Raw genomic sequence first — 20,966 nt, 5'->3', positions numbered from 1 at the left:
TAAAAAGCGTGTTTTGTGTATGCAAAACACGCTTTTTTACGTTTGAATAAATGTTAGATATTCATGTGTATTATGCTTATTTGAATATATATTTTTAAAATGCCTTAAAAGTGCTGTTATTCTAATTTTAGGCGATAAAAAACCAGCTTAAAAGCTGGTTTAGTACTTAATCTGAACTTTGCTTAAGCGCTTAAAGCGTATTCGTTTTTTGTGCTTTATATTTTATACGGTAGCTATGTAGTAGTGGTTCAGTGTAACCACTCGGTTGTGTTGCGCCTTCTAAAACCAGTGCAAGTGCAGCTTGAAACGCAATGCTGTTATTAAGGGTTTCTTCGTTTATTGCCATGGGTGTATACGCAGTGTCGTGCTCGTTTTGACCATCAACTACTTTGGCCATTTTAGCCATTGTTGATTTTATTTGCGCCTGTGAACACACGCCATTTAGCAACCAATTAGCCATATGCTGGCTTGAAATACGCAGTGTTGCTCTGTCTTCCATTAGCCCGATATGGTTAATGTCGGGTACTTTTGAGCAGCCAACACCTTGATCAATCCAACGTACAACGTAACCTAAAATGCCTTGTGCGTTGTTTTCTAGCTCACTTTGAATATCTTCTTTTGAAAGCGTTTTAGGGTCTGCCATTAGCGGCGGTGTAAGCAGGTCATTAAGGCTAGCAATAGTACGTTTAGCAATACTTTGCTGCTCGGTAAATACGTTTACATCGTGATAATGCATTGCGTGCAGAGTAGCGGCTGTAGGGGAGGGCACCCATGCTGTATTAGCGCCTGATTTAGGATGTGCTAGTTTTTGCTCCATCATTAATGCCATTTTATCTGGCATTGGCCACATGCCTTTACCAATTTGTGCTTTATGACTTAAGCCACAAGCAAGGCCAATATCGACATTGCGATCCTCATATGCGCTTATCCATGATTGCTGTTTAATCTGTGCTTTTGGAAGTACAACACCCGCTTGCATAGAGGTATGAATTTCATCGCCGGTTCTATCTAAAAATCCGGTGTTGATAAATACCACACGCTCTTTAGCTGCATGAATACAGGCTTTTAGGTTTACAGATGTACGGCGTTCTTCATCCATAATACCCATTTTAAGGGTGTTTTTAGGTAAGCTTAGCGCTTCCTCTACTAGGCTAAATAAAGTGTTAGTAAACGCCACTTCTTCAGGGCCGTGCATTTTTGGTTTTACTATATTAATACTTTGCGCGCTGGTATTTTTTATACCTGTTTTTTTGTTTAGGTCGTGCAGGGCAGCGGTGGCTGTAAACATCGCATCCATAATGCCTTCAAATACCGGTTGATTGTACACATCGGTAATAGCAGGGTTCGTCATTAAATGGCCAACGTTTCTAACAAACATCATGCTGCGGCCTTTTAAAGTAACGGTGCCGCCGTCAAGTGCGGTGTATATTTTATCACTTTGTAGGGTACGCTCTACGGTTTTATCGCCTTTTTTAAACAATTCAACTAAGTTACCTTGCATCAAACCAAGCCAATTTTTATAAACCTGTACTTTATCTTCTGCATCTACTGCAGCTACTGAATCTTCACAGTCCATAATGGTGGTGAGTGCGGCCTCTAACACTACATCTTTTAAGCCTGCTTTATCTGCTTGGCCAATAATGTGGTGGTGATCGATATGTAGCTCTATGTGTAAATCATTGTTTTTTAATAATACTACAGTAGGATTTTGCGCTTCACCTTGATAGCCAATAAGCTGAGATGGGTCGGCTAATGTGGTTTGAGAGCTATCACGTAACGTAATTAAAAGTGCGCCATCTACTACTGAATAATTAGTGCTTTCTATGTGCGAGCCATTAGTCAGCGGCAATGCTTTATCTAAAAACTGACGAGCGTAGGCCATGACTTTAAAACCACGTACTGGGTTGTAAGTAGTGCCTTTTTCGGCGCCGTCTTCTTCGCTTAACACATCAGTGCCGTATAAAGCGTCGTATAACGAACCCCAACGTGCGTTAGCAGCATTAAGTGCAAAGCGTGCGTTACTTACAGGCACAACCAACTGAGGCCCTGCTGTAAGCGCTACCTCGGGTTCTACATTTTGAGTTTCAATCTCAAAGTTGGCAGGCTCTTTTACTAAATAACCAATATCTTGCAAAAAGGCTTGGTACTTAACGCTATCCCACGCTTTATTAGCAAGATGGTAGTCGTCTATTTGCTTTTGAAGCAGCTCTCGCTTTTCAAGCAATGCTGTGTTTGTAGGGGTAAGTGTTTGCACTATATGTGCAAAGTTTTGCCAAAACTGCTGCTCACTCAAATGCGTGCCAGGGAGTAATTGGTTTTTAACGAAATCAGCAAGTTGTGTGTCTACGCTGAGTCCTGAATGTGTGAGAGTGTGGGACATAATTGCCTTCCTTAAACGGTCGCGATGTTGTTGTGTGCTTGTGCGTTAAGGCAACAATAACTCAAAAAAGCAATGTTGAGTGCTTTTTAGCCATTCACAAAATGTATAGCCGCAATAATAACTATAAATTTACTAAATCTAAAAAATGAGCCTAATGTTGAATCAAGCGAAACGGAGCACACACTCCTAGCCACTCTCACAACATTAAAATAATTTACACACTCGTTCGAAGGATTTTATTATGACAACATATCAACGCGAAACAGACACTCTTTCTACTCTTTGCCAATCTCAAGGCAGCCCATGGAAAGCTATTAACCCTGAATACGCAAGCCGTATGCGTTTACAAAACCGCTTTCGTACTGGGATTGAAATTGCGCAATACACAGCAGACGTAATGCGTGAAGATATGGCTGCATATGACGCAGACACAAGCCAGTACACACAGTCTTTGGGGTGTTGGCATGGTTTTACTGCCCAACAAATGATGATGGCTATTAAGCGCCACCAAAAAACAACTAAACGCAGCTATGTGTACTTAAGTGGCTGGATGGTTGCAGCGCTTCGCTCTGCATTTGGCCCGCTGCCAGATCAAAGCATGCACGAAAAAACGTCGGTTCCTGCATTAATTGAAGAAATTTATACGTTTTTAAAGCAAGCTGATGCACGCGAACTTGACCACTTATTTAATGACCTAGATGCAGCAAAAGCGAATGGCGGTGACGTTCAAGCGGTTATTGATAAAATAGACAACTTTGAAACCCATGTTGTGCCAATTATTGCTGATATTGACGCTGGTTTTGGTAACGAAGAAGCAACTTATTTACTCGCTAAAAAAATGATTGAAGCCGGTGCGTGTGCCATTCAAATAGAAAACCAAGTGTCTGACGCTAAGCAATGTGGTCACCAAGCGGGTAAAGTTACAGTACCGCACGAAGACTTTTTAGCAAAAATCAATGCAGTACGTTACGCTTTTTTAGAACTCGGTATTGATAACGGTATTATTGTGGCACGCACAGATTCATTAGGTGCCAGCCTTACTCAAAAAGTACCTGTGTCGCAAACACCTGGTGATTTAGCAAGCCAGTACAATGCATTTTTAGAAACCACGCCAATTAACGGTGTTGATGACTTAAATGAAGGCGACACGGCAATGAAAATTAATGGCCAGTTATGTAAACCAACTCGCCTAGATAACGGTTTATTTCAATTCCGCGAAGGCACTGAAAAAGACCGCGTAGTTCTAGATTGTATTACGAGCTTGCAGTCGGGCGCTGATTTACTGTGGATTGAAACAGAAAAACCACATGTTAAACAAATCGCAGAGCTGGTAAATCGTGTAAAAGAACACGTGCCAAATGCAAAACTGGTATACAACAACTCGCCTTCGTTTAACTGGACGCTTAAGTTCCGTGAGCAAGTATATCAAGAATGGCAAGAAGCTGGCCGTGACTTAAGTGCTTACCCAAGCCTTGGCGACAACAAAGGCTTAATGGCTCCAGAAATGGATGCAACAGAGCTTGCTCAAGCAGCCGATTTACTAGTGCAAAACTTCCAACGCGATGGCGCACGTGAAGCTGGTATTTTCCATCACTTAATTACTCTGCCTACGTACCATACAGCTGCGCTAAGCACTGATATTTTATCAGAAGGTTACTTTGGCGACATGGGTATGCTGGCGTACGTACGTGATGTACAGCGCCAAGAGATTCGCCGTGAGCAGGCTTCTGTTAAGCACCAAGATTTAGCGGGTTCTAACATGGGCGATACACACAAAGAATACTTCTCTGGTGATAATGCGCTAAAAGCCGGTGGTGAAGATAACACCATGAACCAATTTTAATTCCTAACTAGATAGTGTTACTCAAGGGCCAATAGGCCCTTTTTTATTGTTTTAAATAAAGTTAGAACATTGAAGCATAATTACAGATCAGACTTTAACTAACCTAATCATGTTGGATCACGATTTAACTACCTGAGTAAATTTACAGATCAGAGTTTAACTAACCTTTCATAAAACGACCTTTTTTAGGTGATTTTGCTGTAAATAGCGTTTACAGCAACTAAAAAAAGCGGATAAGTGACTGATTTTTGCTTTAATAGACAAACAGAGGGAATTTATAAACCGATTTTTTACTAACTTCTCGTTGCTATAAAACAAAATTTTACTAACTGAGAGGGTATAAACAGTGACTCAAACCGATATTTTACCAACTCAAGTTACAAAAAAGGCTATAAACCGAAATTTTACTAACTGAAGTTTTAGCTAAGTCCGATATTTAATTGTCACAGAAGTGTAAAGGGGGTTTACAGTTTGAATACTATAGCGGTAAATATAAAAGCCACTTATTTGAAGTGGCTTTTATTTAAACTATAAATTTATTACATAGAGTTTAGGGTCTGTTAATCTTTCAAGGTTAAATTTGCAGCAGCCTGTTTGGTATTCAGGCGAGGCAGAGCCTACATAGTGTGGTTATTTACCATAAGTAGGTGATGGCAAGCATAAATGACACTCGCTGCTATTTAGGTTTGACTTGGTGATGAAACCCTTTTGTTACCCAGTATTTTACTTATTCTTACAAGGATACAGCCATTAGAGTAATGCGGGCCGTATGAGGTGACTTGGTTACACATTTCACGCCGTGATTAAATAGCCTTTAAATTGAAATCATTTAACTCCGAAAGCTCACATACCTTATTACCTAAGAGGTTAAACTAAATTTTATAGGGCATTAAAACAATCATAATAAAAGCTACTAGTTGCAAATAAAAACTGTTATTGTTATTGTTTTTATTTGTAATTTAAGTTTAACATCATGAAACTCTCATCTATTTTATTTATTCCGTTTGTTATTTTACTTGCTAATAGCTATGTACATGCAAGTCCGCAGCCTCTTAACCCACAGCGAATAGTGGTTGCAGGGGGCTCAATAACAGAAGTTATTTACGCCCTTGGTGAACAACAACGCATTGTTGGCGTTGATAGCACCAGTGTTTATCCAGCCGCTGCAACTCAGAAGCCACAAATTGGCTATGTTCGCAAAATAAGCGTTGAAGGTGTGTTGTCATTAAATCCAGATATTATCCTCGCTGAATCAGATATTGGTCCTAAAAAAATGGTTGAGCAATTAAAGCTCACTGGCGCTAACTTGGTTATCTTGCATGAAAACGACAACTTTTGGCGTATTGAAAATAAAATAGAGCAAATAGCCAAACAATTAAATGTTGTGAGTAAGGGCAATATGCTCGCAGACTCTTTGCAAGCGGACCGCAAGGCCTTGTCATATATTTTAGAGCAAACAAGTACTAAACCTAAGGTTTTGGTTATCCGCAGTAGTCAACTTATGGTTGCAGGGGCAGAGACAACTGCTGATGAGTTGGTAACTATTGCAGGTGGAGTGAATATGATGGCTCAAACAATGGTTAACTGGCAGACGATTTCAAGCGAGGCCGCATTAGCACTAAATCCTGATGTGATTATTAGTATGGGAATTGGCGCCAATGATCAGCAACCAAGCGCTGAAATATTATCTGTTTTTAAATATTCAAATGCGATAAAAAATGGACGTATTTACAATTTTGATGCGCTCTATTTGTTAAGTATGGGCCCTAGAACGCCTCAAGCCGCGGTAGAACTAGCGCATGCATTTTATCCTAAAACACGCTTGCCGGATGGCTATCAATATAGATTTTTAAAATTAGCTGAAAACAGCACAAAACAACAGGACGAGCGATAGCTATGCTGGCGTTAGGAAATAGGTTATTAGCGCAACAACGGATACGGGTTTTATCTATTCCTGTTTTGTTTATTATTTGTATATTGGTATTTTTTATTGCCCTAAGTCAGGGAGGGGTTGTGATAACGCTGCGCGAGACGATGCTTATGCTAACCCAGCCGGTAGATGATCAGCTTAAGCACGCTATAATTTGGCAGATCCGCCTTCCTCGTATTCTACTTTCGATGGTTGTTGGAGCTGGTTTAGCAACCTGCGGTGCTGCAATGCAAGCTTTATTTAGAAATCCATTAGCAGATCCTGGCTTGATTGGCATTGCCAGTGGTGCAGCGTTAGGTGCAGTAGCAACTATTGTATTAGGAACAAGCTTGTTTGCTAATTTTAGCGACAACTTAGGCTACTATGCGGTGCCTGTAGGGGCATTTTTGAGTTGTATTGCGGTATGCATGTTTATCTATCGGTTGGGCGCGCAAAATGGGCGTTTTACTATTGTTAGCCTACTACTGGCAGGGATTGCCGTAAATGCGATTGTAAACGCTATTATCGGTATCTTAACACTGGTAAGTAATGAGCAACAATTGCGTGATTTAACATTTTGGAGTATGGGCTCTTTGGCGGGAAATCACCTTGCGATGATAATGCCAACACTCGGTATTATTATTGGTTGTTGTATTGGTTTATTACGTTTATCTAAACCTCTTAACGTGTATTTATTAGGAGAGGCTCAAGCGAAGCATGTCGGCATTAATGTGACTAAATTGAAAAAGCAGGTTTTTATATATACGGCACTTTGTACAGCAGCAGCCGTCGCAATTACGGGCGTTATTAGTTTTGTCGGCTTAATAGTACCGCATATTATGCGCTTAATATTAGGCCCAGATCACCGTTATTTATTACCAGCTTGTATGTTAGGGGGAGCATTAATGCTTAGCCTTGCTGATTTATTTGCCCGTACCATAATGCTACCAGCAGAAGTCCCCATTGGTCTAATAACCAGTGCTATTGGCGGTCCATTCTTTTTGATTATGCTGTTAAAAACTTACCAAGGAGCAAAGTGAACTATGTTAATTGGCAACCAACTTAGCGTAAAAATTAAACATAAAACGTTGCTGGATAATATTGATTTTTATGTAAAACCAAATGAAATTGTAGTTATCATTGGTCCCAATGGCGCAGGTAAATCATCATTAATGAAAGCATTATCAGGAGATTTACCGTTAAGTGGCGGAACTGTAAATATTAATCAACGAGAGTTAAATGAGTATAGTTTGCTAGAGCTTGCTAAATTAAGGGCGGTATTAACCCAGAGCTACGAGTTAGATTTTCCTTTCACCGTTAATGAAGTTGTTGATATGGCGCATTTTAGTCATCAAGAACAGTGCACGCAGGCTACCTTGAAACAGTTCTCTAATGATGCAATGAAAGCCGTAGGGATTACTCACCTAGCACAGCAATGCTTTACTCAGCTTTCTGGTGGTGAAAAGCAACGTACTCAATTAGCTCGTGTATTGTGCCAATTACAGCCAAGTTTAACTCAGCAAAAAAATGCTTATTTATTAATTGATGAGCCAACTGCTAGCTTAGATTTATATCATCAATATGAAGTCATGAACCAAGCCGTTACAACCGCAAAACAAGGCGCGGGAGTTGTTGCTGTTCTTCATGATTTATCACTTGCTGCGAGCTTTGCAGATCGAATTTACATGCTTGATAAAGGAAAAGTTGTTGCTCATGGCTCGCCTGAAGAAGTACTAACACAGCGCCATTTAAGTAATGTTTATAATATTAATGCAAAGCTGCAAACAGATATTGAAGATGTACTTCCCCACATTATGGTGGCGGAAAAAACACTCACAAATATATGATTTTAAGTTGTATCGATTACATATTATTGAGTGTTTTTATAAAGGGGTAATACCAATTCCATTAAGTATGTGATCTAAATTTTACGCAAAAAAAATAATTCAGTTCTAGGCGTAAATTGATGTAAATGGTTGTTCCCTTTACGAAATTTACAACAAAGAAATGGGTTGTTTTAGCAAGTAAAATAGATCAGCTATTTATTGGTATTGGTATAACTAGGGCATGTTGAATTTTGGTGGTTGAATTTACAGCGGCCTGTTTGGTTTTTAGGTAAGGCAGAGCCTATGTAGTGTGGTCACTGCCCATAAATAGGCGATAACGCAGCATAAAGACCAAACATGCGCTTCCCTTTGAGGGACGATTAACTCTTTATTGCCTTGTTATTAACACGATTTGCTTACCTCAAAATAGATCACTTAATTAAGCTAATTGGTATTACCGCAATGAGAGTGGACAAGTGTAGCTACATCTTGTAATTCAATATTTTCAGGTATCGCTATCTCTTTGGTTGATGCCTGCAGCCATGTTGCAGCATCATCAAGTGATTTAAATACGGCTCCAGGTATACCAAAGGCTTTTTGAACGCTCATATTCTGCAATTTTTGATATTGCTCCTCAGGAACAACGATAAGCATCGCTTGAACAAGTTGTAGCATTTTCTCTGCCGCACCATTTTTAAGCCATTCTTGTGTTGCAGGACCCGCCCCTTTAGGGTGTTGTAAGGATGCTTCATCTGTATAAACACGCACTACAATAAATGCTTCAGCTCTATCAAACCAACGATCCCATGATATTAAAGAGTCTAAGTGCATTGCTAGCGTGCACTCCCCCTTTGCTACTGTTACAGCTAATGGCCAGAGGCTGCTATCGTATTTAATTGTTGTCATACTTAATAACCTTTGTTATTGATTTTATAGATTTTTTCACGGCAAATGATTTAGCTTTGCTGTGGAAAAATCTGATTGATTAGAATGTATACTGTATGCCCGCACTAATAGTTCTTGGTTGGGTCAATACTGCTGTATCAAAGTTAGTATCAGGTTCATTGCTATCAGCAGGTGCTGTACCTGGATACAATGCAACAGGAGCATCTTCATCAAAAATATTACGTACTGAAAGATACACTTTAGCTTGCTCAGAGATAACGTAGTTCAAACTTGTATCAAAGGTCGCAAAAGCGTCTGTTTTACCGCCTTCATCGTTTGAAATACTGGTATACCAGCCATCAGTGTACTGGCCACTAACGTTAACAACCCAATTATTTGATTGCCATGTGGTCCCTAATTTCATAGAAGCAGAAGGAACCGTAAGTAATGAGTTCCCTTCTAGGCCTGAGTTTGGATAATCAGTGATCTCAGAATCTAACAGTGCAAAACCACCATAAAGATTGAACTGATCATTAATCTGCCAATCGGCATTAAATTCAAAACCAATAGTAGTTACTTCGTCTGCATTTCTAACTACATAAGCTTCATCACGTGAGTTTTCAGGTGTTAAATCAAAAGGTAGTTGCATGTCTGTATATTGCGAATAAAACAGGTTTTGAGATGTGCTTATACTGTTATTAGCCCATTGCTGACGACCATAGATTTCTAAAGAGTTTACGTACTCTTCATCATATTCATAGTTAACAATTGGTGCGCCAAAGGAAATGCCGCCGCCGCCTGCATTATACCCGCGAGATAATTGTAAACCGACAATATGCGTATCACTTACTTGGTAGCTGAGCCCAAGCTTAGGTAATAAGGCACTGTAGTCGTTATCAGATTCTATTTTTGCAATCGCTCTATCAGGATCACCGCCTTCACGTTTGCGATTTTCTTTTTCGTAGCGTAAACCTGCCGTTAGCTCAAATTTGTCACTAAATGGGAGGGCACCCTCAGAGTAAATTGCAAAATTATCTGAATCATCAGTAAAGCTTTGTTTTACAATGAATTGGATCCAATCATCTTGTTTTGAAGTGTAGTAGCGACTACCAATAACCCATTGTTCGCCGTTATCACCTTGATAGCGTAAACGAGGTTCTATCACAAACTCTTTGTTATCAATATTCGCTTTAGAACCATCTGGCGTAGATTTACGTTCAAAATTAAAGTCTGTTGCTGAAGCCGTTACCTCTAACTGTAGTTGTTGAGTTAATGATGCGCTGTATTCAATGCCTAAGCTTTTAGTATGCGTAACATGAACGGGTTGTTGCGGAAAGTTAGAACGACGCTGATCAAATGGATAATCAATGATTTCACTATTTGGACCACTGTATTTGTTATCGGTTAGTGTGACAACAACGCGTGTACCGTATTTGTCATCGCCCTCATAAAGTAATTTCCCTCTAATTGCACGGCCTTCCATGTCAGCTGGGTCTTTAACACCAGGGTAAGATTCATAATCAACAGATGAACTACGTTCAAATTGATCTGCTGCAATTCGTAAGGAAAACTGCTCAGAAAGAGGTTGATTATAAATAGCTGAAAGTCGTTTTTGGTCTAAATTCCCGCCTTCAGCACGAATTGTGAACTCTTGTTCAAACGTCGGATCTTGTGTTTCTACGCGTATTGTACCTGCTATTGCATTACGCCCAGCTAAAGTACTTTGTGGCCCTCTGAGAACTTCAATTTGTTCAAGGTCCCAAATACCTAAATCGCCAAAAACTATTTCGTTATAAGTAGCTGAACGACCATCAATTTGCCAGTTTAAGCGTGCTCTGCTGCCTGCAAAAAATGCATTCGCGTTTTCTGCAGCTCCAGTACCATCAATACCCCTTACTGTTGGAGCTTTACCAGTACCAGTGACCATTGTGATGTTTGGAATTTCGCTTAGTACGTCTCTTACGGTTCTTAATTCGGGGCGGCTTTCAAGTTCTTTACTATCGAAAACAACAACGCTATTACCACTTTGTAGTAGACTTCTTGATAATAACTCTCCAGTAACTTCAATAACGGTCATTTGATCCACTGCGTCATTGTTATCAGTATTAGCTAAAGCTGTAGTAGATGTAAGTGCTGCGAGGGGGATTAAAACATCCTTAAATTTCACAGGTATTCCCTTCTGTAAATGTAAATGACAATTGTTTTCAATGCTATATTCAATTGTATTAAAATACAACACTAAAGTTAATTAATGTTGTATTTTTAACTTAATTGTTAATCAGTAGAGAGGTGGTTTGGCTGTTATTTCAATCTAGGGCGATTTAATCGCGGCGTGAGGTTTGTAACCTAGTGGGCTTGGTAACGGCTCCTGCGTTACCCTACTGGCAGCGCATATTTGGCATTTATTCAACGTTATCGCCTATTTATGGGGAATAACCACACTACATAAGCTCAGCCTTGCCTAAATACCAAGCATACGGCTGAAAATTTAACCTCGAAAGATAAACAGGTCCTAGACAAATTTTTTATCTATTTGTTTCAAATAAAAATTTTAACGACGTATAGTGCAATTTAATTCGTTAAATTGCTCAAAGGTTTATGCAGGTTGGTATAACTAGGAATTTTTGAATTCGCACTCTGTGAGCACTATATTTTTGTCACATTGGTAAAATACGGTTAAGTAAGTGTCTTTAGGCACTTGCGGTGAAAGTGCTTGGGTTATTTTAAATTGCAGTTGTTGTTCATTAAAGGCAATGAGCGTAGCCGCTTCAAAGCCAAAAAATTGTTTCACATTTGCGTACAAAGCTTTAAAAATACTTTCTTTTGCTGAGAAGATAATGGTTAACGGGTGTGATACCTGCTCTGCGAACAATCTAAACTGAGGATAGTCATTAGGGTGCAAAATTTGTTCTTGTAGCTCTCGCTCTTGTTTTGCGCTCATTAGCTGTTCGATATCAATACCAATGCCAGCGATATCTGTGCGCTGAGAGGCCATTGCCATTGCAATCCCTTGAGTATGGGTAATACTAGCGATAACTTTATCAGGCCATATCGGCGCGCGATCATTGCCAGAAAGAATATCAAAAGAGGAAATACCGAGTGCGTTTAGTACTTTTTTCGCACAAAATCGGCCAGCCAAATACTCGGCCTTTCGTTTTGTGACTGCTTTTTGAAGTTGCAGCGGTGAAAAAATCTGATAACTCGAAAAGTCACTATCAATAAAGTGGTTACTATCAAATTTACAACAAAAAGTGCTGTGGCTAAGGTAGGGTGTAAACTGAGTATAAGGGGAAAGTTCCATATGCTATTTGCATTTTTCCTAAAATTAAGAGTAGCGCTTTAATGGTACGTTAAAAATATAATAAATAAAGTAAAGTTTATGACCTGTGCTGAGCTTAAGCTCATTGCGTAATGTACAATATGCATGATTAATTAACCTGAACTCTGGATAATAAATCTATATCGAGCAGCTATTTTCAGCGCTAACTGCGTTGAATTTACTTGCAATAGGCCCGCTATTGATGCGTAAATTCGTCTTTTTTTCACTGAGAATCTCTGGCTAGAGAAAATAAAGTTAAATATCACCATGGTTCAATACGCAGTAAATCTCTTAACCAGAGTCAGGTTACTTAGTTTTTGAGTGTTTAACGAGTTTGGCACAGAGCTTTGATCTCCTGAATAAGGGCAATGCTTGCTTCGTTATCGCTATGCACACATAAACTATCAGCATGTAAAGGTAATACCTTTCCCGATTGAGTTGTTACACAGCCTGTAGTTAACAATTGTTTTACTTGCGCAATCAGTGCCGATTTATTATGCACGCTACCAGGAATATTCCGCGATACTAACAGTCCTGCATCGGTATATTGACGGTCCGCGAAGGCTTCTAAAATTAATGTTAATTGGTATGTTTTGGCAAGTTGCTGATGGCTTTGTGCTTTAGCTGTTGCAAGTAGCATGAGCTTTAATGGGGTTGGGTAGATGGCAATGGCATGCATGACAGTGTTTAATATTGTTTCATCAGCCATCATGTCGTTATAAAGCGCACCATGTGGCTTTACGTAGCTAAGTGTTAATCCCTGCACTTTTGCCATACCTTCAACCGCTGCAATTTGATAATGCAGGCAATGTGTAAGCTCTTTTTCGCTAAGATTCATTGAGCGTCTACCAAAGCCTTGCCTATCGGGGTAACTTGGGTGAGCACCAATTTGAACATTATGCTGTTTGGCAAGTAGCAGCGTATTTGCCATTACATCAGCATCACCAGCATGGAATCCACAGGCAATATTAGCCATATCAATATGAGGCATTACATCATCGTCTAGCCCCATTTTCCACGCGCCAAAGCTTTCACCTAAATCGCAATTAAGTTTCATATTAGTGCGCCTTTCGCGATTTTATTGTGACAGGCAGTACGCCGTTAGCAGGTGCTTCACCAAATAACACTTTTGCAAGGGCGGTAAAAGCAGGCCCAGATACAATATCGTTTTTATCTACATCAATATTATATGCGTAAGATGCAAGTACAGCATTTGCATAATCGCCAAATTTAGCAATGTCGTAAGGGGCTCTTAAGCTTATAAAAACAGTTTTTTTATTTTCATCTTTTGCCATATCTAATAATGACTCAAGTGCTTTTGGTTGCTCTGCATTATTAAGTGCAAAATTAGGGTCGTCTTTTAAATCATCCATACCGCCAATTTCTACCGCACTTTGATTAGGCGTTGCATTGCCGGCTATCACTACATCAGCAGCGTGTATTTGTGCTTTTGCGAGTGCAGGGTCGACCCCTTGTAAGCTACTACAGCTATAGGTGAATTTTTGCTGGCTGGTAGCTTCAATTGCTTGCTGCATTGCCATACATTTACGCGTGTCGGGCATAATAATATGAACATTACTTCCTGCTTTTAAATTAAGCGGCAAAGTACTGTTATTATTTTTAACCTGCGTTATTGCCTCTACAGCAAGTTGCGCTTCTATTTCACGATGTGCAGCACTGCCAATAACCTGCTTAGCTTCTGTAAGCGCGGTAATAGGGTCAAAATTAGTGCTTAATCTAAATTTATTTTTAAGAGAGGTAATACGCATCGCAGATTGCGCTATTTCTTGCTCATCAAGTTGTTTTGATTTAACCGCTGCAACAAGCTCTTTAATAAGGTCATCGAGCTTATTAAAGTCATTGGGTGTTCTAATTTCAACGGGCATTAGGGCAATGTCAGCCCCAGCCGCAAACGTATTAATTACCGCTTGAGTTGGTGTAAAAAAGTTACTAATACCAGCCATATCAAGCGCATCGGTTACTACAACACCTTGGTAATTAAGCTCACCGCGTAAAATATCAGTAATGATTGCACGTGACATTGTTGCCGGTTTTATCATGGTTTTGCCATCAACACTTACAAACGTTGTGCTATCGAGCGCTGGATACTGGATGTGCGCCGTCATTATCATGCCAGGGTTTTGCTTGGCGATAATGTGTTTAAACGGCGCTAGGTCTTGCTCGTAAATAACTTCTTTTGCATGGTTTACTTTAGGCAAACCTGTATGGCTATCTACGTTTGTATCGCCGTGACCAGGAAAGTGCTTTAACGAGGTAATAACACCGTTGTTTTCAAATCCTGCAACTTGAGCTGCGCCTAATTTACTAACGAGTGCTGGGTTTTCACCAAATGAGCGTACGTTAATAACAGGGTTATCGGGATTCATATTTACATCAACGGTAGGCGCATAATTTACATTGATACCCAGCGAGTTTAGCTCTTTCGCTATTACCGTTGCTGTTTTTGTGGCAAAGCTTGTACCGTGTTTTTTGTAGGTTGCGCCAATCGACATATTACCGGTAAATGATGTAGCAACATCGCGTGGTAACCGTGCTACACGTCCGCCTTCTTGATCTATTGATATAAATAGCGGCAGCTTACTACTGGATTTACTTGCAGCTGTTTGCAATTGGCTATTAAGCGTAATGGTTTGTTCTATTGATTGGGTATTTTCAGAAAATAAAATAACTCCACCAATATCGTATTTAGCAATAGCGGTAGCAAGCTCATTAGGTAACTCGGTCATTGGAGTTCGGCATTTATTACTTGCTCCTTGCTGGCAAAAGTAGCGAAAGTCGAGTATTAACTTTTGCCCAAGTTGTTGTTCAAGAGAAAGCACGGGTTTAGCAAACGAGGATTGTAATGGCATTAAACACCCAGATAAAAAAACGATAGACGGTACAATACACTTATTTAGCAAAACACACTCCAAGGCTAAAAAGTAGATAAATGTATGCAGCTTAACTACTTTTTAAAGTAACTGCAAAAGAAGGTTTTCTTTACAAAAACCATTAACGTATTGTAAAAATTGAAGAAAAATTATAGTTTTGAACTTAGTGAAAAGTTATATTTTTTCTGGCTTTATTGATATTAGGTAATAAATTTTTAATAGGGTGTAATTGCAGGCTTTATGCTCAATTATAGGTGCAAGTATTGAATGCCTAATACTTAGGATGGCATTCATTTTCGAAAGAATTATTAATAGCCTTAATCTTCGATTTCTTATTTTTCATTTAACGATTACAGCCTTTATTAGTACTTTAGTAAGTCGCTTTTATTCTACCTACCAAGCACAAAAGGAGCAGTTAAAAACTTACACTAAAAATAACTATGCCTGCGCTAATAAACTAGCATCAACAACTTATACTCTTTAGAATCAGCAATGCAATAACCTGCCTATTCAACTAAAAATCATCTTGAAAAGACAATATTGTGGCGCATTTAGGTAGAGAAGAATTTGTATTTTTTTACCTAATAAGAACAGTAAAGTGCGCAAAATAGCGGAGCGATCACGTCAAACCGTTGAGTCTATAAATACGTAAACTATTGGATTTATAATAATTCCTATTGGCATTGCAACTTGGTCTGAGCGTAGTAACGAAATAGACCAAGTTTACAAATGTGCTGACAAAGTACTTTACCATGTTAATAAGTATGGTAGTGGTAAGTGCATTGTTGCTGATTAAAAGTGTGTTTCGATAGGAGAGTAATCAATTGCAACTTCTACATTGCTCACTGAGCTATAATTGTTTAGATCTTTAGATAATCCTGCAATATCAACATCCTTTTCAACAAGTAATGTGTAATTGTGAGCTGTCGATTTAACTAACTCATAATTATTTTTTAACTCATCAGGCAAAGAATCGGTATTTAATGTAATGGTAAGAGTACCTGTTACTACACCTTTTTGCTTTAAGTTCTGATTATAAATAACGTCGCCTTTAAATAACTGCTCAGAGTTAAAAATAAGCTTATCACCCGATGAATTTATGCTTTTAGATGCTTTTTTCATAATACCTTGACTACTTTCTTTTTTAGGAAAAATAGTGTCAGTTTTCTGGTTCTTAGATGGTTCTTTTATAATGATTTCTGCTGTTTTAGGTAGCGCCTGAGAGTTGTTAACCTCTGTTTTTTCACTGTTATTACATGCAGATAGTAATAAAGCTGCAATTATTGGCACTGAACTTATAAAAATTATTTTTTGCATTCGTTTACCTTTGTTTACTTTTCTCTAAATTTAAAGCTATTCAGCTTCATTCAAGTATGTATATTAACAACTTAACTATGCGTTTACATAAAATAATCAATTAAAAAATATTAAGTACTTTAATATAATAAATACAAACAGGTGGATACATGTCTCAATTTAAATTAACAACTATTGCCATAGTTGTAGCATCAACATTAGCAGCAGGTGAGCTAACGGCCGCTGAACAAACCCGATTTTATGATGTAAGTGCTACAAATGCAGTTACTCAGGGTACTTCTTTAGCTGCTGTTCAGCAGAGAACCTTAGCCGAACGCGCCACTGTATCGGGTCAAAAATCTATTTACGATGCACAAATGGGTAAAGCAACATTTTTATGGCAAGCAATAGGTCAGCGTAAGCCTGACATGGCTTTAATCGCAGCTGATAACCGTAATCAATATGCTGCTGACTTTTATATTGAAACTTTAACAGGTATTAGTAATCGTAAAACAACAGCATCTTCTGCTGTTATGGTTGATTTATCAGAGCAAAAACGCGGTTCTATTAGTGCAAAATACAAGCAACAAGTAAACGGTGTTGAAGTTTTTAACCGCGAATACAACTTGTTAATGGATAAAGAGTACAACCTAGTAGCAAGCTCGGGTTATTTTGCGGATACGTCGTCATCTAAAAATAAACTTGCTGCATTAACGGGTTTTGTAAGCTCTGAGCAAAGTATAAAAAAAGCATTTAGTGAATTAGCAAATATTGATGTCTCACTTCGTAAAATTGGTAACGAGGGTGGATATGCAAAGTATGAGGCTAAATCATTAGATGACTCTAAGATTGTTTTAGGTACACCACGTGCAAAAGAAGTGTTTTTTGAAGTTGCAGGCGAGCTTAAATCTGCTTACTACATTGAAGTAGAAGTAGCAGAAGTTGGCTCTTTAGAAAGTGACTACTTTAGTTATGTAGTAGATTCGAATAACAGCAAAGTATATTTTGCGAAAGATTTGAAATCTCATGCAGCTGACTTTAATTACCGTGTTTACGCTAACCAAGATGGCTACCCAATGGAAAGCCCGCACGGTGACGTAATTCCTGCAGATGGCCCAGGGCAAGTAGACGAGACTGAGATTTTAGACGCGCCAATGGTATCTCTATCTTACTACAGTAAACTAAGCACAATGGACCCATGGTTAGCTGATGATGCAACGACAACATCAGGTAATAACGTATTTGCTTACGCAGATGTGGTTGCACCTCAAGACTTTAGTGAAGGTGACTTTACTGCTGAAACAACAGCAGACTTCACATTTGACTACCCTTATAAAGTAGATGAAGTTGCAAATAGCTACGCAAACCGTAAAGCGGCTATTGTTAACTTGTTTTATATGAATAACTTTTTACATGATTTTTTCTATGATCATGGTTTTGATGAAACGTCAAATGTAGCTCAAGTATCTAACTTTGGTCGTGGCGGCGTAGAAGGTGACCCGATTGAAGCACAGGCTCAAGATAACTCAGGTCGTAATAACGCAAATATGTCTACGCCAGCTGATGGTGCTAGCCCACGTATGCAAATGTACTTGTACAACAGTAAAGATGCCGTTGTTGGTGTAGATTTTGGTATTACAGTAACTTCACATGACTCTTTAGGCCTTTTAGCTTCAACAAAAGAATCTGGCTTTGGTAAATACCAATTCAGTGATGTGGCTGCAGAAGTTGTTCGTTTAGATGATGGAAATACAGTAGATTCAACAAGTGTGAATGATGGTTGTGAGCCTGCTATAAATGCAGCTGTACTAGCGGGTAAAATTGCAATTGTAGACCGTGGCTCATGCTCATTTACAATTAAAGTAAAAAATGCACAAGATGCGGGTGCAATAGCAACTATCGTTGTTAATAATGACCCAGATACAGCAGAACCGGCACCAATGGGCGGTGAAGACGATACTGTAACTATTCCAAATATGGGTTTAAATTACGCTGATGGTCATGCAATGTATGACCTAATTGATGCTAGTGAAGTTGTTACTGTAAACATGTTTACCAAAGCAACATTAAAAGATGGTACGTTTGATAATGGTATTATTGCTCATGAATGGGGTCACTACATTAGTAACCGCTTAGTCGGTAATTCATCAGGCCTTATTAACTTCCAAGGCCGCGCAATGGGCGAAGGCTGGGGCGATTTCCACTCATTAATGTTTATCGCTAAAGAAAGCGATATAAATATCACAGGTAACGATAAGTTCCAAAAAGCATATGGTAGCGGCACATTTGTAGAAGACTTCTACTTCGGTATTCGTCGTCTTCCTTATTCAACTGATACAGATGTAAATGCATTATCGTTCCGACATATTACTGAAAATGCTGGTGCTGATATTGGTATTTCACCAACAAGCGTGGCTTCTCCTCATGCTGCCGGCGAAATTTGGGCAACTGTATTATGGGAAAACTACGTAACGCTTATTAACGAGCATGGCTTTAATGAAGCACAAACTCGAATGGCAGATTACTTAGTTGCAGGTTACAAATTAACACCTATAGCACCAACCTACACTGAAGCACGTGATGCTATTTTAGCTGCTGCCTATGCAGTAGACCCTGCTGATTACAAGTTAATGGTAGGCGCATTTGCTAAACGTGGTATGGGTCTTGGCGCAGTATCGCCAGATCGTTTCAGTGAAGACCTTACTGGTGTAGTTGAATCAGATAAAACACAGCTTTCTAGCTATGCTTTTGCAAGTGCTGACTTAAACAACATGTACAATGGTACAGAGCTTGGTTTTTGTACTAACGACAATATTTTAGATAAAGGCGAAACGAGTACGGTTAGCGTAACAATTACTAACCGTGGTAGTGAAGTACTTAGTGGTACAACAGCACAACTGACAGTTATAAGCGATCATGATGTAACATTTGAAAATGATGGCCTACTTACTTTTGGTGAAGTTCAACCGTACGAAGCAATAACAAGTAACGATATTAAAGTTACTTTGAACGAAGCAGGTACAGCTGAAACACTAGAAATTGAAGTCACATTCCCTGAAATTGAAACGGATGATGATATCGTTGAAGCGCTTGATCAAACACTTACGTTTGAAGTAAATATGGGCTTTAAATCAGAAACGCCTGTTGGAGCTGTAGTTTCAGATGATATGGAAGTAGCAAGTTCATCACTATTAGATTTGAAAGAAAACGTAATGTTTGGTGGTGATTTAGCTGCTGGCACTCAAGTAATGGATAATAGTAGTAATATTGCATTCTTTGAACAAGGTGGCTTTGGGCTAGGCACACAAGCAATGCGCCTTGTAAATAATGGCTTCCAATCGGATGTAGCAGTAGAGAGTAAGTCATTCGAAGTCGGTTACTCTGGCGACTTTGAAATTTCATTCTGGCATTTCTATAGTATCGAGGAAAACTGGGATGGTGGTGTTGTAGAAGTTAGTGTTAATGGTGGTGACTGGGTTGATGCTACTGAAATTGGCGGCACATTTGATGTTGGCTATGACGCTGTTCTAATCGAAAACGATTCTCAAGAGCTTCAAGAACGTGAAACATACACAGGTAATAACGTACAAGATAGTGGCGCGTATGGTAATTATGAAACTATCAACTTTGGTGATGCTCTAAACGGCAACTTAGTAAAAGTACGCTTTAGAATTTCATCAGATGGCGCAGTAAGTGATTTAGGTTGGTGGATTGATAACCTAACTATGTCTAACGTTTTATCTCCTGTATTTTCAGAACTTGTAGCGGGTGATTCACTAGCATGTGATAACGCAGCTCCACTTGTTTTAGTCGAAAGCGCATCAGCGGAAATTACTGAATCTGCTACAGGAACAATTACAGCAACAGCGTCAGATCGCAATGGTCAAACACTAACTTATGCTTGGACTCAGGTTAGCGGTAGTGATGCTACGCTCACTGGTACTGATACAGCAACTTTGAGCTTCACACCTGCAGCTATTACTGCAGATGAAGAGCTTGTTTTTGAAGTTGCCGTAAGTGATGGTGTAACAACTGTGACTCAACAAAGTACTGTAATGGTAAAAAATGAAGCGGTAGCAACAGTGCCTGTAACAGAAGCAAAATCTAGCGGTGGTGGTAGTTTTGGCTTTATAGCTTTATTACTTACTCCATTAGTATGGTTTAATAGACGTCGTAAAAGCGTTAGTAAATAAGTTTAAATAACATCCCGTCGTCTCTAAACACATGACGGCTTTAATGAAAGGCCAGTAGCTTTTGCTTCTGGCCTTTTTTATAAACTTAGTGTGATGTTTTTAGTCCTGACCTCATATTAACTTTCTCATGGCCATACACTTTGACTTATCTATTAGTCATATTGCCTTTTTATACGACATCAACAACTTATATCTTAAAGCTTAATAAACAACCTCGGTGCGTTCACTTAGTTGGCTAGAGTTTTACTGATTAAAGGATAAAAAATGGCAATGCTGGAATATATTATTTATCACGCCATACCCTAACGCATAGTCGCTAAATTAGACAAACCAACTTAATTAAAAACACTTAAACGGGTATAATACTTAACTTCGTATAATACGCGCTGAATTTGAGTGCTTTGGGATGCAGCTTTGCTATATA

General features: G+C 39.0%; 12 protein-coding genes. 5 read left to right on the top strand and 7 right to left on the bottom strand.

Going from position 1 to position 20,966, the window contains the following annotated elements:
* Positions 1 to 190: 190 nt before the first annotated feature.
* A complete protein-coding gene (locus I6F54_RS01835) occupies positions 191 to 2,380 on the bottom strand; it encodes a malate synthase G (protein ID WP_197139449.1) in 2,190 nt (729 codons plus the stop codon).
* Between the two features lie 241 nt (positions 2,381 to 2,621).
* Here I6F54_RS01835 and I6F54_RS01830 point away from each other — a divergent pair, with 241 nt between their 5' ends.
* The 4 genes from I6F54_RS01830 to I6F54_RS01815 all read left to right on the top strand — a co-directional run bounded on the left by I6F54_RS01830 (position 2,622) and on the right by I6F54_RS01815 (position 7,979).
* Positions 2,622 to 4,223, top strand: a complete 1,602-nt coding sequence (locus tag I6F54_RS01830) for an isocitrate lyase (RefSeq protein ID WP_165741547.1) — start codon at positions 2,622 to 2,624, stop codon at positions 4,221 to 4,223.
* 973 nt (positions 4,224 to 5,196) lie between these two features.
* Entirely contained in the window at positions 5,197 to 6,117 is a 921-nt protein-coding gene (locus tag I6F54_RS01825; protein ID WP_197119014.1) for a heme/hemin ABC transporter substrate-binding protein, read from the top strand.
* 2 nt (positions 6,118 to 6,119) lie between these two features.
* On the top strand, positions 6,120 to 7,172 hold the full coding sequence (locus I6F54_RS01820; RefSeq protein ID WP_197119013.1) for a FecCD family ABC transporter permease: 1,053 nt from the start codon (positions 6,120 to 6,122) through the stop codon (positions 7,170 to 7,172).
* Between the two features lie 3 nt (positions 7,173 to 7,175).
* The gene (locus tag I6F54_RS01815; protein WP_166421815.1) at positions 7,176 to 7,979 is read left to right on the top strand and encodes a heme ABC transporter ATP-binding protein; all 804 of its coding nucleotides are present in this window, start codon (positions 7,176 to 7,178) and stop codon (positions 7,977 to 7,979) included.
* 423 nt (positions 7,980 to 8,402) lie between these two features.
* Here the strand turns inward: I6F54_RS01815 and I6F54_RS01810 are convergent, their stop codons facing one another.
* The 6 genes from I6F54_RS01810 to I6F54_RS01785 all read right to left on the bottom strand — a co-directional run bounded on the left by I6F54_RS01810 (position 8,403) and on the right by I6F54_RS01785 (position 16,370).
* On the bottom strand, positions 8,403 to 8,864 hold the full coding sequence (locus I6F54_RS01810) for a hypothetical protein (RefSeq protein WP_166377515.1): 462 nt from the start codon (positions 8,862 to 8,864) through the stop codon (positions 8,403 to 8,405).
* 79 nt (positions 8,865 to 8,943) lie between these two features.
* Positions 8,944 to 11,010: a TonB-dependent receptor gene (locus tag I6F54_RS01805; RefSeq protein ID WP_165740910.1), complete on the bottom strand. Its 2,067-nt coding sequence runs from the start codon at positions 11,008 to 11,010 to the stop codon at positions 8,944 to 8,946.
* Between the two features lie 447 nt (positions 11,011 to 11,457).
* Positions 11,458 to 12,144 (bottom strand): 4'-phosphopantetheinyl transferase family protein, encoded by a 687-nt coding sequence (locus I6F54_RS01800; protein ID WP_197139448.1) that lies wholly within the window; start codon positions 12,142 to 12,144, stop codon positions 11,458 to 11,460.
* A gap of 343 nt (positions 12,145 to 12,487) precedes the next feature.
* Positions 12,488 to 13,219, bottom strand: a complete 732-nt coding sequence (locus I6F54_RS01795) for a 5-oxoprolinase subunit PxpA (RefSeq protein WP_165727923.1) — start codon at positions 13,217 to 13,219, stop codon at positions 12,488 to 12,490.
* Position 13,220: 1 nt separating this feature from the next.
* Positions 13,221 to 15,032, bottom strand: coding sequence for a glycoside hydrolase family 3 protein (locus I6F54_RS01790; protein ID WP_197139447.1), 1,812 nt, complete (start codon positions 15,030 to 15,032; stop codon positions 13,221 to 13,223).
* A gap of 813 nt (positions 15,033 to 15,845) precedes the next feature.
* Entirely contained in the window at positions 15,846 to 16,370 is a 525-nt protein-coding gene (locus I6F54_RS01785; RefSeq protein WP_024592711.1) for a hypothetical protein, read from the bottom strand.
* Between the two features lie 149 nt (positions 16,371 to 16,519).
* Here I6F54_RS01785 and I6F54_RS01780 point away from each other — a divergent pair, with 149 nt between their 5' ends.
* A complete protein-coding gene (locus I6F54_RS01780; RefSeq protein WP_197139446.1) occupies positions 16,520 to 20,542 on the top strand; it encodes a rhombosortase-dependent M36 family metallopeptidase in 4,023 nt (1,340 codons plus the stop codon).
* Positions 20,543 to 20,966 lie beyond the last annotated feature (424 nt).

Origin of the sequence: Pseudoalteromonas sp. SWXJZ10B, from assembly GCF_015864475.1 — a bacterium.
Taxonomy (GTDB): Bacteria; Pseudomonadota; Gammaproteobacteria; order Enterobacterales; family Alteromonadaceae; genus Pseudoalteromonas; species Pseudoalteromonas arctica.
The sequence above is the reverse complement of the archived record's forward strand: the minus strand, read 5'-3'. Positions and strand labels throughout refer to the sequence as shown.

Bases quoted from the DNA above. Each gene is read 5' to 3' on its own strand.
- I6F54_RS01835 (WP_197139449.1), bottom strand. From the start codon at position 2,380: ATGTCCCACACTCTCACACATTCAGGACTCAGCGTAGACACACAACTT.
- I6F54_RS01830 (WP_165741547.1), top strand. From the start codon at position 2,622: ATGACAACATATCAACGCGAAACAGACACTCTTTCTACTCTTTGCCAA.
- I6F54_RS01825 (WP_197119014.1), top strand. From the start codon at position 5,197: ATGAAACTCTCATCTATTTTATTTATTCCGTTTGTTATTTTACTTGCT.
- I6F54_RS01820 (WP_197119013.1), top strand. From the start codon at position 6,120: ATGCTGGCGTTAGGAAATAGGTTATTAGCGCAACAACGGATACGGGTT.
- I6F54_RS01815 (WP_166421815.1), top strand. From the start codon at position 7,176: ATGTTAATTGGCAACCAACTTAGCGTAAAAATTAAACATAAAACGTTG.
- I6F54_RS01810 (WP_166377515.1), bottom strand. From the start codon at position 8,864: ATGACAACAATTAAATACGATAGCAGCCTCTGGCCATTAGCTGTAACA.
- I6F54_RS01800 (WP_197139448.1), bottom strand. From the start codon at position 12,144: ATGGAACTTTCCCCTTATACTCAGTTTACACCCTACCTTAGCCACAGC.
- I6F54_RS01795 (WP_165727923.1), bottom strand. From the start codon at position 13,219: ATGAAACTTAATTGCGATTTAGGTGAAAGCTTTGGCGCGTGGAAAATG.
- I6F54_RS01790 (WP_197139447.1), bottom strand. From the start codon at position 15,032: ATGCCATTACAATCCTCGTTTGCTAAACCCGTGCTTTCTCTTGAACAA.
- I6F54_RS01785 (WP_024592711.1), bottom strand. From the start codon at position 16,370: ATGCAAAAAATAATTTTTATAAGTTCAGTGCCAATAATTGCAGCTTTA.
- I6F54_RS01780 (WP_197139446.1), top strand. From the start codon at position 16,520: ATGTCTCAATTTAAATTAACAACTATTGCCATAGTTGTAGCATCAACA.